General features: G+C 62.3%; 15 protein-coding genes and 1 pseudogene. 5 read left to right on the forward strand and 11 right to left on the reverse strand.

Annotation, left to right across the window (positions count from 1 at the left end):
- Positions 1-127, forward strand: a pseudogene (locus G8767_RS36110) (IS630 family transposase); the annotation flags it as partial.
- A gap of 201 nt (positions 128-328) precedes the next feature.
- Here G8767_RS36110 and G8767_RS33825 read toward each other — a convergent pair.
- The 9 genes from G8767_RS33825 to G8767_RS33865 all read right to left on the reverse strand — a co-directional run bounded on the left by G8767_RS33825 (position 329) and on the right by G8767_RS33865 (position 8,369).
- A complete protein-coding gene (locus tag G8767_RS33825; RefSeq protein ID WP_003946277.1) occupies positions 329-520 on the reverse strand; it encodes a hypothetical protein in 192 nt (63 codons plus the stop codon).
- A 306-nt stretch (positions 521-826) separates the two neighbouring features.
- On the reverse strand, positions 827-1,189 hold the full coding sequence (locus tag G8767_RS33830) for a hypothetical protein (RefSeq protein WP_003946276.1): 363 nt from the start codon (positions 1,187-1,189) through the stop codon (positions 827-829).
- A gap of 66 nt (positions 1,190-1,255) precedes the next feature.
- Positions 1,256-1,957 (reverse strand): hypothetical protein, encoded by a 702-nt coding sequence (locus tag G8767_RS33835; RefSeq protein WP_037132739.1) that lies wholly within the window; start codon positions 1,955-1,957, stop codon positions 1,256-1,258.
- Positions 1,958-2,042: 85 nt separating this feature from the next.
- Complete coding sequence (locus G8767_RS33840; RefSeq protein WP_256670339.1) at positions 2,043-2,633, reverse strand: YfbU family protein; 591 nt, start codon at positions 2,631-2,633, stop codon at positions 2,043-2,045.
- Between the two features lie 78 nt (positions 2,634-2,711).
- Positions 2,712-3,053 (reverse strand): hypothetical protein, encoded by a 342-nt coding sequence (locus G8767_RS33845; protein WP_003941834.1) that lies wholly within the window; start codon positions 3,051-3,053, stop codon positions 2,712-2,714.
- Positions 3,054-3,139: 86 nt separating this feature from the next.
- Entirely contained in the window at positions 3,140-5,194 is a 2,055-nt protein-coding gene (locus G8767_RS33850; RefSeq protein WP_003941839.1) for a VWA domain-containing protein, read from the reverse strand.
- Positions 5,194-6,240: an NPCBM/NEW2 domain-containing protein gene (locus tag G8767_RS33855; RefSeq protein WP_157770400.1), complete on the reverse strand. Its 1,047-nt coding sequence runs from the start codon at positions 6,238-6,240 to the stop codon at positions 5,194-5,196. Before G8767_RS33855 ends, G8767_RS33850 begins: the two co-directional genes overlap by 1 nt.
- A gap of 117 nt (positions 6,241-6,357) precedes the next feature.
- Complete coding sequence (locus tag G8767_RS33860) at positions 6,358-6,936, reverse strand: transposase (protein ID WP_003941835.1); 579 nt, start codon at positions 6,934-6,936, stop codon at positions 6,358-6,360.
- Positions 6,937-7,394: 458 nt separating this feature from the next.
- A complete protein-coding gene (locus G8767_RS33865) occupies positions 7,395-8,369 on the reverse strand; it encodes a LysR substrate-binding domain-containing protein (protein WP_042926698.1) in 975 nt (324 codons plus the stop codon).
- A gap of 197 nt (positions 8,370-8,566) precedes the next feature.
- On the opposite strand from G8767_RS33865, the gene G8767_RS33870 reads away from it, so the two are divergent.
- The 3 genes from G8767_RS33870 (at position 8,567) to G8767_RS33880 (ending at position 11,430) form a co-directional block, all read left to right on the forward strand.
- Positions 8,567-8,971 carry a hypothetical protein gene (locus G8767_RS33870; protein WP_003941837.1) on the forward strand — a complete coding sequence of 135 codons (405 nt, stop codon included), beginning with the start codon at positions 8,567-8,569 and terminating at the stop codon, positions 8,969-8,971.
- 57 nt (positions 8,972-9,028) lie between these two features.
- On the forward strand, positions 9,029-9,895 hold the full coding sequence (locus G8767_RS33875) for an alpha/beta hydrolase (protein WP_003941838.1): 867 nt from the start codon (positions 9,029-9,031) through the stop codon (positions 9,893-9,895).
- Positions 9,896-9,981: 86 nt separating this feature from the next.
- Positions 9,982-11,430 carry an aldehyde dehydrogenase family protein gene (locus tag G8767_RS33880; protein WP_166814115.1) on the forward strand — a complete coding sequence of 483 codons (1,449 nt, stop codon included), beginning with the start codon at positions 9,982-9,984 and terminating at the stop codon, positions 11,428-11,430.
- 104 nt (positions 11,431-11,534) lie between these two features.
- Here G8767_RS33880 and G8767_RS33885 read toward each other — a convergent pair whose 3' ends face one another.
- Positions 11,535-12,860: an ISL3-like element ISPfr2 family transposase gene (locus G8767_RS33885; protein WP_003941077.1), complete on the reverse strand. Its 1,326-nt coding sequence runs from the start codon at positions 12,858-12,860 to the stop codon at positions 11,535-11,537.
- Positions 12,861-13,036: 176 nt separating this feature from the next.
- Here G8767_RS33885 and G8767_RS33890 point away from each other — a divergent pair, with 176 nt between their 5' ends.
- The gene (locus G8767_RS33890) at positions 13,037-13,201 is read left to right on the forward strand and encodes a hypothetical protein (RefSeq protein ID WP_003941075.1); all 165 of its coding nucleotides are present in this window, start codon (positions 13,037-13,039) and stop codon (positions 13,199-13,201) included.
- Positions 13,202-13,492: 291 nt separating this feature from the next.
- On the opposite strand, the gene G8767_RS33895 is transcribed toward G8767_RS33890, so the two are convergent.
- Positions 13,493-13,804 (reverse strand): antibiotic biosynthesis monooxygenase, encoded by a 312-nt coding sequence (locus G8767_RS33895; RefSeq protein WP_003941073.1) that lies wholly within the window; start codon positions 13,802-13,804, stop codon positions 13,493-13,495.
- Between the last annotated feature and the right edge of the window lie 137 nt (positions 13,805-13,941).

Genomic DNA, 13,941 nt, shown 5'->3' on the forward strand with positions numbered 1-13,941 from the left:
GACGGCGAAGATCCGAGAGTTCATCAACGGGTGGAATCCGCGGGCGCAGCCGTTCGTGTGGACGAAAACCGCCGAGCAGATCCTGGTGAAAGCTGACCGTAAAACAACTTCAAACTCGGGGCACTAGCTGGCCGATCGAGGCTAGTCCGTGTGTTCACTTTCCTCAGTGGCCGGCGCTCTCAGTCCATCGCATCCCTATTGATGCTGTAAGAACGAAATCAGTGATAATGCAGGATGGTCGATCTGGCCATTTCGGAAATTTTCGCGCTCGGTTGTAAAACTCCCCGTACATCTGATGATGCACGGGGAGTTTTTTTACAGGGCCGGCTTACTTGCGCCCTGCTCCGTTCTTGGTCGGATCGACCAAGATGTAACCCTGGCCGGGCTTCGGCGTCGGAGGTAACGGTTTTCCTCGGACGGTCGTTCGCTCGTCTCCAGTGCGACCACCACGGGGGCCGACGATCTCTACCTGACCGGAGCGGGGCGCCGGTGTGCCAGGCTTGAGCGGTTTGGAAGCCATGGCTTCCTCCTTAAAATCTCTGCGCGTTCCTCTTCCCTTCGCAGACAAGGGAATCGCGAGGACTGAACACGCGCCCTTTTGACGGACGGATACAGAGAGTTATAGGTTGGCTTCCACCACAGAAGTACCAGCCCGCTCCCTGCGCCAATGCCCAGGAGCGGGCATTTCTGCATTTGTGAGTATAGGTCATGGTGCCGACATAAATCGCCAAAGAAGCGGTTTTGGCACAACATATTGTGTCTCTATTGATGAAATGTTCGCGTATGTTGTGTCCCGTGGTTGGTGGTATGGGGACTCCGGGCGCTCCTAGAACCTTGGCGCATGTCGGGGTGACAAGGGGTCGGCGACCATCACGTCGACAATCTGCTTCGATTTCTCAGGCCCGCGGGTGAACCGGCGAATCGGGTCATCTGTGAGTGGCATGACGAGCTCGTAGCCGAGATCTTCTAGCTGCTTCTTGATCTCGTTGAAGATGGCCGCGCCGCTTTCGATGTGCCGCACGATATCGACGTCGACAGTCGGCCGGTTGAGTGGCACCCCGGCTCGAGCTGCATGCAGCTGCACCATCAGCCCTCCGACCAGGGTCCATTGTTCGGAAGGGATGGTGTGGGCGAGTTCTGCAGCTTGCGGCCACGGTGTTGCCCACCGGCAGGAGCCGTCACCGTCCATTCGGGACGCTCAGAGGCAGCCTGCTCCGGCTTCGGAAACGCGGTTCGGTCGGGCCGCTGTGGCCTGTCAGCGGAAGTCATCGAGCAGCTCCTGTAGGACGCGAGTGCCGGCGCTGCGCTCACGAGTGTCGAGGGATTCCATCAGGTCAACGGCCACGGCCGCGATCGGCAGTGTTGTCGTGTCGAAGAACGGGTTCAGAGCGGTGACGACCCGCAGGGTGACGTCTCCGTCAGGAGACAGCATCCCGAACTGTTCGACGATGTCCTCGAAAGCGTCATCGACGATGTACCCGTCGGCTTTGTCACCCAGGGTCGAGGACAGTCCGAATCGGGCAGCCCTTTCCGGTACGTGAATGATGGCACTGACTCCGGTGGCAGCGAGGTGGCCGTCCCTGATCAGGGCGTCTGCATCTCCGTCCCATGTATCCATGTGGTGTGTGGTGGCGCGGTTCCTGGCGAGGTACGCCACCTCGTCCGCGTTGGACCGACGTAAACGATGTTTGAGTCGGGTGATCTGTTCTGGCGGTGAGATCCAGTCGACTGTGCGGTGAGAGAGCAGTGCCAGCGCAGCCCATGCGACGTCCGGGTTCCACGGGCGGCCGCGGCGGCGAGTGGTCTGAGCGATGCGATGCACGGATGCGCTGCTGAGTAGGAGGGATTTGCCGACCTCGCGGGTGATGGTGATGGTGCCGGCGCGCGCCAATCTGGTGACCTGACGTTCGGTCACCGCAAGTGCGGCTGCCGCATCGTGCACCGTCATCTCATCCATAGATTATATGGTCGCATTTACGACCATATAAAGCAATAATCACAGTAAAAACCTATTGGATCTATACAGCAGGTAGGGAGTTCTGTCAGCACCCAACCACGTCGAAGGCGACGAAGTTGGACAGGGTGATCGGCCGCGGATACTTCCCCAGAGCGTCCACTACCGATTCTGCGCGCAGACGTTCCTCACCCGCACGTAGGTGCAGCCAGGACTCCAGTAGGAAGTCGACGTAGCTCGCCATGTGATTTTCCTGCGGGTCGTTGTGATTGAAGCCCTGGAACTCGAGTTCGAACGCCAGCTTGTCCTCGACGGGCGTCCGGTTCTTTGAGTGGTGGTCGATGCCGTAGGTGATGATCCGGAACATCTCGAGGATGTCGGACACGCGCCCGCAGTCGTGTTTCGGCAACTCGGTGTTGAATCCTGCGACTTGGTACCAGTTGTTAACGACGGTTGAAAAGTAGTCCAGAAACGACGGGGCGGGTTCTAGCCATCGTTGCAACAGTTGACGTGGCTTGAGGTTAGCAGTGACTCGAATAGTTCTGTGGGAGTGCAGTCTTGGATAACTCGGCGGGGTCGGCGATTGAGTTCGCTCTCGACCGCCAGGAGATGCTGCGGCGAATGCACTCTCAGGTCGGTGCCCTTGGGGAAGTAGTCCCGCAGCAGTGAGCTGCTCCACGGAAGTTGGACTGAGAATTCAGGTCCGACTCCCCGGGACCGGTTCACTTGTGTGTGGCGCTCGATCTATTTCATGCTGTCAGGTACTCGCCGGAGTTCGCAAAGACTTGCCGCGGAACGTCCGCGAGTGGACGGTGAACCAAACTGCCAGTAGCAGTGAGACCGCGGCGGTGCCCGCCGTTACCCACCACCACAGCGGTATTGGTGCCTTCACTGTGATCTGATACGCGGTGACTGCTTCGTTCCCCGATGGATTTACCGTCCTGACGATTATCGTGTGTGTGCCGAAGTCGAGGTCCGGGGGGATGACGACGTGGAGATCGAGTGGGCCGTCTTGCGTCGTGAATCCTGTCGCCAGGGTGCGTGGGATGCTTCGAATCTCGGCTTCGTAGTAGGTGCCGGCCGGGACCACAGTGTTCATGGTCTGGATACAGCGGGCGGGTTCGGTGGCTTGCACGTTCGGGACGGCGTGCAGTGCGCACTCGACTCCGGTGGTGAATTCCGCGGTTAGTGGTGCCTGGCGGACGATGGAGCTTCATGTGGAGCTGCATAAGAGCTGGTCGACCACTGCGCGATCGCGCCCGCTATCCGGCTGTAGCCCAGTTCGTTAGGGTGGACGAGTTCTTGCTTGTTCGCATTCAGGCCCACGAACTGCTGGGCTGCGAGGCCGGCGCCCTGGCCGAAGGTGGCGCCGTTGATTCCTGACGCGGAGCCGTCGCACAGTGTGTTCACCGGTTGCATCGACCGCTCGACGGTGTCGATCCAGTAGATCTGGCGGGCGTCATTCTGTGCGGCGCTCACCGACCGCGCCAGGACTCTGTTGAGTTCTCGGACAACCTTGTTGGCATACGCAACCTCCCTGGCGGAGAACTCGCCGCACGTGACGCCGACGGTGTCGGGGAACGGCAGCGGATAGCCGAGCACGAGCAGCGGAGCTTCACTACCGTCGCGTTGGTCGAGTTCCGCCTTGGTGTTCAGGGCGTCGTACACCTTCCGGTAGGTGCCGGGCAGTTGTGTGCTCAGGTCGTCGAGTTTCTGGCGTACGGTGCGCTGCCTGACTGCATCGTTGTCGACCAGTCCTTGAGCGTTCGCATCCGCGTATCCGCAGGTGGAAATGGTCTCCTTGAGGTGGACACCGTCGAGGGTGTCCAGCCTGGCATCGTAGTTCGGGTACAAGCAGCCGGTGACGATGTCGGCGAATCCGATATCGTTGCCCCCGATACTGAGAAAGGCTGCATCGACGGTGGGTCCGTCGTCCATCTGGGCGACCTGGGAGTCGTATGTGACCCGGCCAGGCTGAGGTCCGAACAGGTTCGTTTGAACTGCACCGGAGCACGCGTAGTTTTTGGTGTGCTCGATCCCGAAAAGCTGTGTCACATGGGTGGATTGGGACCGATGGCACCATTCGTCCACACGACTGTTGCCGGGAAGGTATCGGCCGGCGCCCTCGCCGGCGGCGTAGGAGTCGCCGAATACCGCGACCGTGGAGCCATTGTCGAGGAGTGCCTTGACTACCCCGCCCGCCACGGAGCGAAGGTCGATCTTGATGGTGCCCTCTGCCATGGCTGCGGCGGCGGGTCGGGCGGCGGTAGCGATGACCCGGTAGTTCGCGGTTCGGTCCTGGGTTGCATTCGAGTCCGCGGGTCGCAGCTTCCACTCGAAGTTTGCACTGTGCCCTGCGGGGATGTTGCCGAGTCGCGCGACGGGCGGGATGACGACAGGGAAGAGAGCCTGGTCGGTGTCCGCGCGAAACGAGAGGGACAGTCGCACGTCGTTGACGGCTCGTGCCGACGAGTTGGTGACGTTCGCTGTCAGTGTGACGTCGGCGCCGCCCGCTACGGTATCGGGAGCCGAGATCGTCAACGCCAACTCGGGAATCATCAGTTCCTTGAGCCTCTTCTGCATTTCGTCCACGTCTGCGATGTCGCTGTAGCGGCCACCTGTGGTGGATGCGATGCATTCGAGTTCGGTGCGACCTTGTCCCGACAGCTGGAAGCCCAGCGCCTCGACTGTGACGTCGAACCCTTCGGCGACGATCTGTTTCGCCGTGTCGCACGGAGCCTGGCCACAGTTGCTTTCGCCGTCCGAGATGAGGACCACGGTGGCAGTGGTGATGCCGTTGGCCTTCAGCGAATCGACCGACGCACGAAGAGCCGGACCTGTCGGTGTCCCGCCGTCCGCTTTCAGACCGGACACCTGGGCCATCAGCGTGTCGGTGTCCTTGCGCACACCTCCGTCTGCGCCGGCAAGAAATGACCCGGGATCGCAGTTGCTGCCGGCTGTCGGGTACGTCCAGAGGCCCAGCGGTGTGCTCGAGGAAGCCGTGTCCCCGACGATCCTGCTCAGGCTCTGCTTAGCGCCGGTCAGCTTGTTCTTGCCGTTCGCGTCGTTGTCGTTCATCGAACCGGACAAGTCCATGACCATAAGCAGGGCCGCCGGTGCGGCGGACACCGCACGGGTGGGTGGAGTGGTCGGTGTCTGTGCCGCAGACGAAACGGGCAGCAGGCAAGCCGACACGAGGATCACGAGCAATGCACCGAGTCTCGGCCACCAGTTGGCCATCAGTTGTCCTCGGTGAGATCTACGATGGCCTGCTGGCTGCCGAGAATGGTCGGGTCGGCGAGGACGGCTTCGGTGTCTCTCGACGATCCGCTGTCGGTGAGCGCGGTCGCGACGACGGTTAGTTGCAGTGCCCCCGAGACACGTGCGTAGAGGTCTGCGGGCTGGCCGTAGCCAGCGTCGACGGCCGCGACCGGTGTGCCGTCTGCGAACACCTCGACGCGGACCCTGGTGCCGGGCATGGAATCGGTGGGAACCCCGACCGTGGCGCGCATCTCGTCGACCGCGTGGGCCAGATTCCACACCGACTTGCGCGGCTTGGCAGTGCCAGGTTTGTTCGCGGTGCAGGTCACCGAGTTCTCATATTTCTTGCCGTCCATCGACTCCGACCCGGTACCGCACCCGCTCTCCATGGCGTCGAGCTTCGAAGGGTAGGCGGATCCGGGGGACTGAGCGACAGTGAGGGTAACCGCGTCGGGAATCGGTGCACCGACTGGTGGATCCACGTCGAGCGCACCGTCTCGGACCGCGTCCGGTTGGTAGCGGCTCTTCACGATCACCTGCGCACCGAGTTCCTGCAGTTCCGAGATCACCTCCGTAGCCGAGCGGTTCTCGATGACGGGCACCTGGGCCGACGTCGAAACAACCAGCGTCACCTTCGCCGTATCGGAACTGCCGAACGGTGGTGTCTGCTCGATGACGATGCCCGGACGTCCGGCGGCCGCGCGGGTGGTCACCTCGACACGGTCGACCGGGATTCCGCTGTCAGCGAGGATTTGCTTCGATGCGTCGGAGCCGAGACTGCGCAGGTCAGGCATGGCACCCGATGCGATATCGGCAGCAAAATCGTCGAGGGTGCCGTCGTCGGGACGGGCAGCGGTACTCGATTCCTGGCGAGCTACCAGTTCGTTCTGCAGCCACCATCCGGAGGCGAGTCCGGAGCCAAACAGCGCCAGCGCCGTGAACAAGCTGGCGAGCACCTTCCTGCGGGTGCCCCAGCCGTCGTACCAAGGTCGGGTCGACGCCAGCGATGGTGTCGGGGGTTGCACTTGCGGAAGCGAAGTTGCAGATCCTAGTTGCGGCGGTTTGCCGGGTTTCGATGACCAGAAGGGCAAGGTTGTCACTCCTGTCATGGCGAACGAATGGCGAACTTGGATTTTCGGCTATTAAGCGACGCCTTGTCTATCGGCTGAACAGGCGATCTCCTTTATCTGACTGTATGCCAACGATTTTCGTGCATCCACACCAAGTTCGACGGTGCGAACCAAAGCTGTCAACGCATTGACCGCGCGCGTCCGTTCGCACGTCATCTGCTCGCGCGCGACCACGAGAACGCGCATCGCCACTCGCGATCCGTCCGCACGTGGTCGGCGCAGTCGATCGATGTCGACGGACAGAACTGACCGGGCGATACGAGCGGCGTCGAGATCGTCGGTCTTACCGACTCCTCTCCGATCCGCCGAACCCATCACGGAGGGTTCGGCTACCGGGAATCCCGCCGCAAGAACGCGGTCGGAGAGTCCGGCGCCGTAGGAGCCGATGCCTTCGATGACGACGAGGGCGGCTTGTTGACCTGCCCTGTGTGCAATCCACGTGCGGGCCCGATCAAGACCCGCCGGGCTTGCCGGAAAACTTGCTTTGTCCTGTACCGCACCGGTTGCGGCGGCCACGACACACAGCGCATGGGCCGCGGCGTGGGTATCTACCCCGATGACGATCTCGTAGTTATCTGCGACGATAGGCATAGCGACGGATGTCCTTTCCGATGGGCGACGTCGTTGTCGGCGTCGGCCCGGAAAGAGCACTTCGAGGCAGGCCTGTAACGGGCCACGACCTCGCGGCAACGAGGTCGGGCAGGCTTCTGATTAAGCCACCGAAGCAAGACCGGACCGGCGTCGCCGCCACAATAGAGTGGACAAACCCCGGCCAGTGCATCCGAAAGGAGCAAAGCGATTCATGAGTCACACGGCGTTGTAGCGACGACACCTATCCTGTCAGCCAGCCCCGGGCCGGCCACTACAAACACTTACATGCGATTCACTGTGGGCCTGGGTGTGCGTTTTGACCATCGACAAAACGGATGATTCATCCTGCCGTCGCCAATATTTAGTAGTAGCGGAAGTCGCTGCCAGGTGCGCACGGCGATCAGACTGCGCTCACTGCCAGGACCGGCTAGCCTGATCCTCAAGTGCGCGGCGAGACGTTACGAAGTGAGCTTGGCCGGAAAACGGTCGAGCAAGGAGGTCACACCTTCGACCGCGGGCATCCATGAATTCGGCACAGGGCGGGCTGTAGCAACGCTGCGAGCAGCCTCTACGAAGTCGCGAGTCAATAGAGAATCGACGTCTGATCGCCAACCGATAGATAACGGCGTTGGTGGTATGCCGGTGACAGGAACGAACGCTAGTCCTGGCCGAGAATAGAACCGCTGCGTCGATGCTTGCGAGAACGCGACGCCCTTCTTCGACAAGATCGCTTCGAAACACTCGTCGACCGTTGAAACCTCGGCTCCGAGCCGAACGTCATGCCCATCGCGAGAGCTCAGTGCGAGCCAGAAGTCACGCCACTCGTCGGTACTGCGACGAGCAACGAATGGCTGACCTGTGAGATCCTCGACACTGATCGAATCATGTTGCGCAAGAGGGGAGTCCGAGCTAACGACCAGCACTCGCGGTTCGATGAAAAGGGTGTCGAGCGCGAGCCAGTCCGCAACGACGACGGGCGGCCTGATGAACGCTACGTCCACCGTGCCGTCGCCTAGTCCGACGTAGGGGTCGGAGAAGTCGAACGATTGCATTTCCACCTCGACATCCGGGTGCATCGAGCGAAATGCCGACAGGATGTCCGGGGTCAGCTCAGCGGCAGCATTCGCCTGGAATCCGATAACGAGATTGCTGCGCGCACTGCGGCCGACTTGCCGGGTGAGCGACGCAATGCGCTCGGCATCCGAGAGTAGCTGACGGCTTCCTTCCAAGAGCCTCACCCCTGCCGGCGTCAGGGCCACATGACGGCTGTCACGAATGAACAGCGCTGTCCCCAGAGAGTGCTCAAGCTTTCGAATCTGAACACTCAGAGATGGTTGGGCGATATGGAGCCGTGCAGCCGCACGGCCGAAGTGCAGTTCCTCCGCCACCGCCACGAAGTACGACAGCGGCCTCAACTCCAGGGGTAAGCGCACATCGCCGATGCTATTCGGCCAGGTAGATGCACACCAATAGTTGTTTCCTATCGATCGGAAGGGTCATTGGTATTGGACGTACCCGTCGATTGTCGGTGTGATGGGTGTCATGTTCGCGACGGTGAAGCACTAGCAATCACCCTTCGATCATCCCCGTTCCAGAAATAATCCGGCACACAAGTCGACGAAGGAAAACAATGACTGCCACCATCACTCAGACCCCCCAGCAGTGGGCCGATGCGTTCGAGCAGGCCTCGGATCAGGATCCCGAAATCCAGGCGCACGGCAAGTACTTCACTTGTTCGTACCTCTTGGACATGGGCACACATACCTTCGTCGTCGAGATGACGACCGGCAAAGTACACGCCATCACGGTCGATCCCGGCCCCCTCGACCGCCCGTACCAGTTCGCCATCCGGGCCAGTGCCAAGACCTGGCAGGGGTTCGGCGTGCCCGTACCCGCGCCGATGTACCACGGGATCTGGGCTGCCTCATTCCAACGGGACATGAAGCTCGAAGGCGACGTGCTGGTTCTCATGCAGAACTTGCGGTGCGTGACACGCCAGATCGAACTGCTCCGCACTGTCGGTGTGCCGGTCTGATTCACCAGCGCCACCCAAACCAGTTCAAAATCTCCCCCCAACGAAGGAACCCTCGAGATGAGCAAGATTTCCCCGGTGACGGGACACTACGTCGACGTCGACGTCGACGGCCTGCTGTACAAGGTCTTCTACCTGGAGAACGGCACCGGTCAGCCCTTGGTGTGCCAGCACACCGCCGGGGCTCACAACCATCAGTGGCGCGGGCTGCTGGAAGACGAAGAGATCACCGCGAATTATCGCGTCATCGCCTACGACCTACCTCGACATGGAAAGTCCGATCCGCCGGAGAACACCGAGTGGTGGACCGAGGAATACAAACTCTCGGCTGACCACTACGCCAATTTCATCGTTGCACTCGTTGATGCGCTCGAACTCGAGAATCCGATCTTCATGGGATCCTCGTTCGGCGGCAACATCGCCCTGCAGCTTGCGCTGCGCAATCCGGATCGCTTCGCCGGCGTCATCCCTGTCGAAGGTGCCGACTACTCGCCTGGCTTCTACCTCGACTGGTGGCAGCACCCGCACGCGAACGCAGCGCAGGTGTGCGCCAGCGGCACGTGGGATCTCATGGCTCCCCAGTCACCGGAGGCAGATCGCTGGAAGACCTGGTTCTATTACACCCAGGGATCCGAAGCGTTCAAGGGCGACCTGCACTTCTACTCGGTCGATCACGATCTGCGCGACAAGCTCGATCAGATCGACGGCGATCGCTGCCCCGTCGTGATGTTGACCGGCGACTACGACTACCTGACCACGCCGGAAGACAGCGCCCGAACGGCCGCGCAAATCAAGAACGCGCAGTTCATCGAGATGAAAGACATCGGTCACTTCCCGATGAGCGAGAACCACGCAGTCTTCCGCACCTACCTCATCCAAGCGCTCGAGATTCTCCAGAAGAACGCAGCCACCGCTGCATCCGTCTGACCTGTCCAGTACATCAACGCGCTCGCCGGCCACCGCAACAAGGGGGTCGGCGAGCAGTTGTTTGTACACTTCGAAGAGGAATACCGATGAGCATTAAACACTTTCCATTCCTGATCGCCGGCGAGGCGACGACGACCGATAGCCGTATCGAGATCCGCAATTCATTCGACGGTCGGATTGTCGCAACTGTGTCCGAGGCGGATCCGGTGCACATCGAGTCCGCGATCGCAGCTGCCTCGGCGGTGGCCACCGAATTCGCGAGTACACCCGTGCATATCCGCGCAGACGCTCTTATACACATATCAACGCGTCTGAACGACCGCCACGAGGAGATTGCCCAGCTCATCTCAGCCGAATCCGGCAAGCCAATCAAGTGGGCGCGTGTCGAGGTTACCCGCGCCGCTACCACCTTCCGGTGGGCAGCCGAGGAGGCCAGGCGCTGGAGTGGACACATGCAACGACTCGATACCGATGCAGGCTCGGACGGTCGTTTGGCTCTGGTTCACCGGGTCCCGCGCGGCCCCATCCTCGGGATCGCCCCGTTCAACTTTCCGCTCAACTTGGTCGCCCACAAAGTTGCGCCGGCGCTCGCCGTCGGTGCGCCGATCATCGTCAAGCCTGCGCCAGCGACACCGCTGTCGAGTCTGGTGCTCGGTGAGCTGCTGGCGGAAACGTCACTGCCAGAAGGCGCGTGGTCCGTGTTGACGGTCTCGAACGAAAAGGCTTCGGAGATGGTCCAGGATCCGCGTCTGCCGGTGGTCTCATTCACCGGTTCGGTTCCTGTGGGGTGGGCCATCCGCGATCGGGTGCCGCGAAAACACGTCACGCTCGAATTGGGAGGAAACGCCGCCGTCGTGGTGTGTGAAGACTGGTCCGATGAAGCCGGACAGGACTTCGCGGCCGAACGAATTGCGCGGTTCTCGATGTACCAAGCTGGTCAGTCCTGCATCGCGGTGCAGCGAGTATTCTTGCACGACAAGCACTACGAGAGCATGCGGCAACGGATACTGTCCTGGATCGGCATGTTGTCCACCGGTGCACTCGACGACGACGCTACCGATGTCGGTCCACTGATCGACGAGCGTGCTGCCGTGCGTGTGGAGCAGTGGATCGACGAGGCGGTGGCAGGCGGTGCGACCGTTCTCGCCGGTGGCGGACGAGTGGGGGCCGTTGTCGAGCCCACCGTGATCGAGGACGCGCCCCGCGGCGCGCGGGTACTCGACGACGAAGTCTTCGGACCTGTCGTGGCGCTCTGCAAGGTCTCCTCGGACGAGGATGCGTTCGAGAAGGTCAATGAGTCTCGGTTCGGTTTGCAGGCAGGGGTTTTCACCTCAAACCTGCAGACCGCTTTTCGCGCCTCACGTGTTCTGAACGTCGGTGGAGTCATCGTCGGTGATGTCCCGAGCTACCGCGCCGATCAGATGCCGTACGGGGGCGTGAAGGACTCTGGGACAGGCAAAGAGGGAGTCCTTTCGGCAATGGAAGATCTCACTGAGGAGAAGGTGCTCGTTCTGACCGGCATCGACGTTCTGTAGAGCGGTGGTTGCCGTTGATCCACGCACGTGGTTCGTTCGTCCACGACATCAGCCGACGGCGTCTTCGCATGAACGCCTCAGATCATTTCTGCCGGTTTGGGGGCTCATCCCAATCGGGGGTGTAGGAGTTGGGGTCTGAAGCCGCCGGTCTCGAGCAGGCTTCGGGCGATGTAGTTGGTCAGGTTGCGGAACCCGAGTGCGGAGCTGCGCAGGTGTTCGAGCCGTCCGTTGAGCGCCTCGGTCGGCCCGTTGCTGGTGCCGGGTCGTTCGAAGTAGGCGAGCACGTCAGCGGCTCGCTTCTTCAGGGTCCGGCCCAGGGTGGTGAGCTCGGTGAGCACCTTGGGGACGCCGGCGCTGAGGTCGGTGATCAGCTTCTCCATGAGCTCGCGGCCACGTTGCCGGTCCTCGTGGCGATAGGCGGCGATCATGCGCTGGTAGACACCCCAGGTCGCCTCGACCTCGACGTGAGCGTCATCAACGAACAGCGCGCGTAGCCTGTCGCTCTGCTTGTCGGTGAGCAGGTCCGCGCCGGTGTGCAGCGTGCGCCGCGACTTGTAGAGCGGGTCGTCCCTGAACCCACGGTGCCCGTGGATCGCGAGTTGGACCCGGCGCCGGCACCTGTCGAGGGCGTCACCGGCCAGGCGCACGACGTGGAAGGGATCCATCACCGTGACCGCGTCCGGGATCTCCTCTGCAGCGGCGGTCTTGAACCCGGTGAAGCCGTCCATCGCGACCACCTCGACCGCGTCACGGAAGGCGTCGTCGCGGTCGGCGAGCCAGGTCTTGAACGCCGCCTTCGACCGGCCCTCGACCATGTCCAGCAGCCTTGCTGGGCCGGCGCCATCGCGGACCGGGGTGAGGTCGATGATCACGGTGACGTACTTGTCGCCACGCCTGGTGTGGCGCCAGACGTGCTCATCGACGCCAATGACCTTCACGCCCTCGAACCGCGTGGGGTCGTTGATCAGCAGCCGCTTGCCTTCAGCCAGGACCGCGTTGTTGGCGGTGTCCCACGCGAGCCCGAGTCCCTCGGCGACACGGGCGACGGTGAGGTGTGCGACCACGATCCCTTCCAGCGCCCACCGCAGCCCGGTGCGCGAGAGCTTCGCGCGTGGCTCCGCCGCGGCGCTGGTGTCTTGGCGCCACACGTGTCCGCAGTCGGCACAGCGGTAGCGGCGCACTACAACTTCCAGCACGGTCGGTCGCCAGCCCAGCGGCTCGTGGGCCAACCGCCGGATCACGGTGTCACGAGCAGCGCCTTCGCTGCCGCACCGTCGGCACCACTGATCTGGTTCCACCACGCGGCACGCGAGGACCGCACGATCCGGTTCAAGTCGTTGTCCGGTCACGCTCAGACCGAGGCCGTCGAGTCGAGCGAAGGCGGTCAGGTCAGGGCGGCCGAAGCCGGCCGGCGGGGTAGCGTCGGACACGTCGAGGTCTTTCGGATGGATGGCGTAGGAACCTCCGTCGTCGGGAGACCTCGACGTCTATCTGCGGACCGACGCGCCCGGCCGACTTACACCGTCATCTGAGAAGACCCCTGAAACGTCTTCGACGACGACGGGACCGGCGAGGAGGAGGGCGCGGTGAGCTAAAGGAATGGAGCTTGCTCGGCTTCGACGCCGCCGCAAGCTCCGGTGAAACGGTCGGTACTGGTCGGTCGACGTCGGTCACCACCGGATGGCGGCGTCCCCCACGCTCGGCGTTTGCGCAGGTCAGTGGCTCGTTCGCCCAGTGGGCGCATCAAGCGATAGACGCAAAGCCGATGTGATTAGGTCGTCGGTTCGATTCCGACAGGCGGCTCCGGCGAACAGCCCCTGACCTGCGGAAACGCAGGGCAGGGGCGGTTCGGTTCTGGTGGTCGCGCGATGCGCTGGCCTCACGGCTCTGCCCGACACCGACGTCGCTCTCCTCTGCGACGGAACCCTCGCCGGCTGAGCGCTCGCGGCCGGCATCCTGTCCGTGTGCCGATAGGCCTCGCACCGCTCGGCAACGCAGCGTGGCGTTGCGTCGCGACCTGGCGACGGCTCGGCGGGGCGCGATCGTCTCGTGCGTTGGCGGACTACGGGAGCTTGGACGCGAGGACGTCGGCCGCCAGGATCTCGGGTGCTGCGCCGAGGAGGTGCTGGTTGGCCATCAGGGCTGCGACGATGGCGCCGTTGGCGTGGGCGTCGCGAGCGGCCTCGTCGGGGAATGCATCGAAGATCCAGAAGGTGTCGGCGTGGGTCCTGACCGCGAACCAGACAATCGTTCCTACTTCTTCGTTGGCGAGCGCGACAGCGCCGGCGAGCAGATCGGCGAGCGCGTCGTGCTGTCCATCGGCCGCGACGATCTTGGCGACGAAGGCATACGGAAGTGATGCGGGTGTGGACATGAGGGGTTCTCCTAGGTGTCGAGGTTTCTTGGTGAAGCGAGTTAAGCGTATGACGAGCAAGGGCATGTGAGAAGTGGCGTATACGGCAGTATTGCTATTGTTCGCGCCATGCGTATCGGACTGATCGCGATCGACGG

This window comes from Rhodococcus sp. IC4_135 (genome assembly GCF_011602025.1).
Lineage (GTDB): Bacteria > Actinomycetota > Actinomycetes > Mycobacteriales > Mycobacteriaceae > Rhodococcus_F > Rhodococcus_F baikonurensis.

What these genes read in the sequence shown, in the direction of transcription:
- G8767_RS33895 (WP_003941073.1), bottom strand. Translation starts at nt 13,804, where the DNA reads ATGTCCACACCCGCATCACTTCCGTATGCCTTCGTCGCCAAGATCGTC.
- G8767_RS33845 (WP_003941834.1), bottom strand. Translation starts at nt 3,053, where the DNA reads ATGAACACTGTGGTCCCGGCCGGCACCTACTACGAAGCCGAGATTCGA.
- G8767_RS33860 (WP_003941835.1), bottom strand. Translation starts at nt 6,936, where the DNA reads ATGCCTATCGTCGCAGATAACTACGAGATCGTCATCGGGGTAGATACC.
- G8767_RS33830 (WP_003946276.1), bottom strand. Translation starts at nt 1,189, where the DNA reads ATGGACGGTGACGGCTCCTGCCGGTGGGCAACACCGTGGCCGCAAGCT.
- G8767_RS33850 (WP_003941839.1), bottom strand. Translation starts at nt 5,194, where the DNA reads ATGGCCAACTGGTGGCCGAGACTCGGTGCATTGCTCGTGATCCTCGTG.
- G8767_RS33870 (WP_003941837.1), top strand. Translation starts at nt 8,567, where the DNA reads ATGACTGCCACCATCACTCAGACCCCCCAGCAGTGGGCCGATGCGTTC.
- G8767_RS33875 (WP_003941838.1), top strand. Translation starts at nt 9,029, where the DNA reads ATGAGCAAGATTTCCCCGGTGACGGGACACTACGTCGACGTCGACGTC.
- G8767_RS33880 (WP_166814115.1), top strand. Translation starts at nt 9,982, where the DNA reads ATGAGCATTAAACACTTTCCATTCCTGATCGCCGGCGAGGCGACGACG.
- G8767_RS33825 (WP_003946277.1), bottom strand. Translation starts at nt 520, where the DNA reads ATGGCTTCCAAACCGCTCAAGCCTGGCACACCGGCGCCCCGCTCCGGT.
- G8767_RS33835 (WP_037132739.1), bottom strand. Translation starts at nt 1,957, where the DNA reads ATGGATGAGATGACGGTGCACGATGCGGCAGCCGCACTTGCGGTGACC.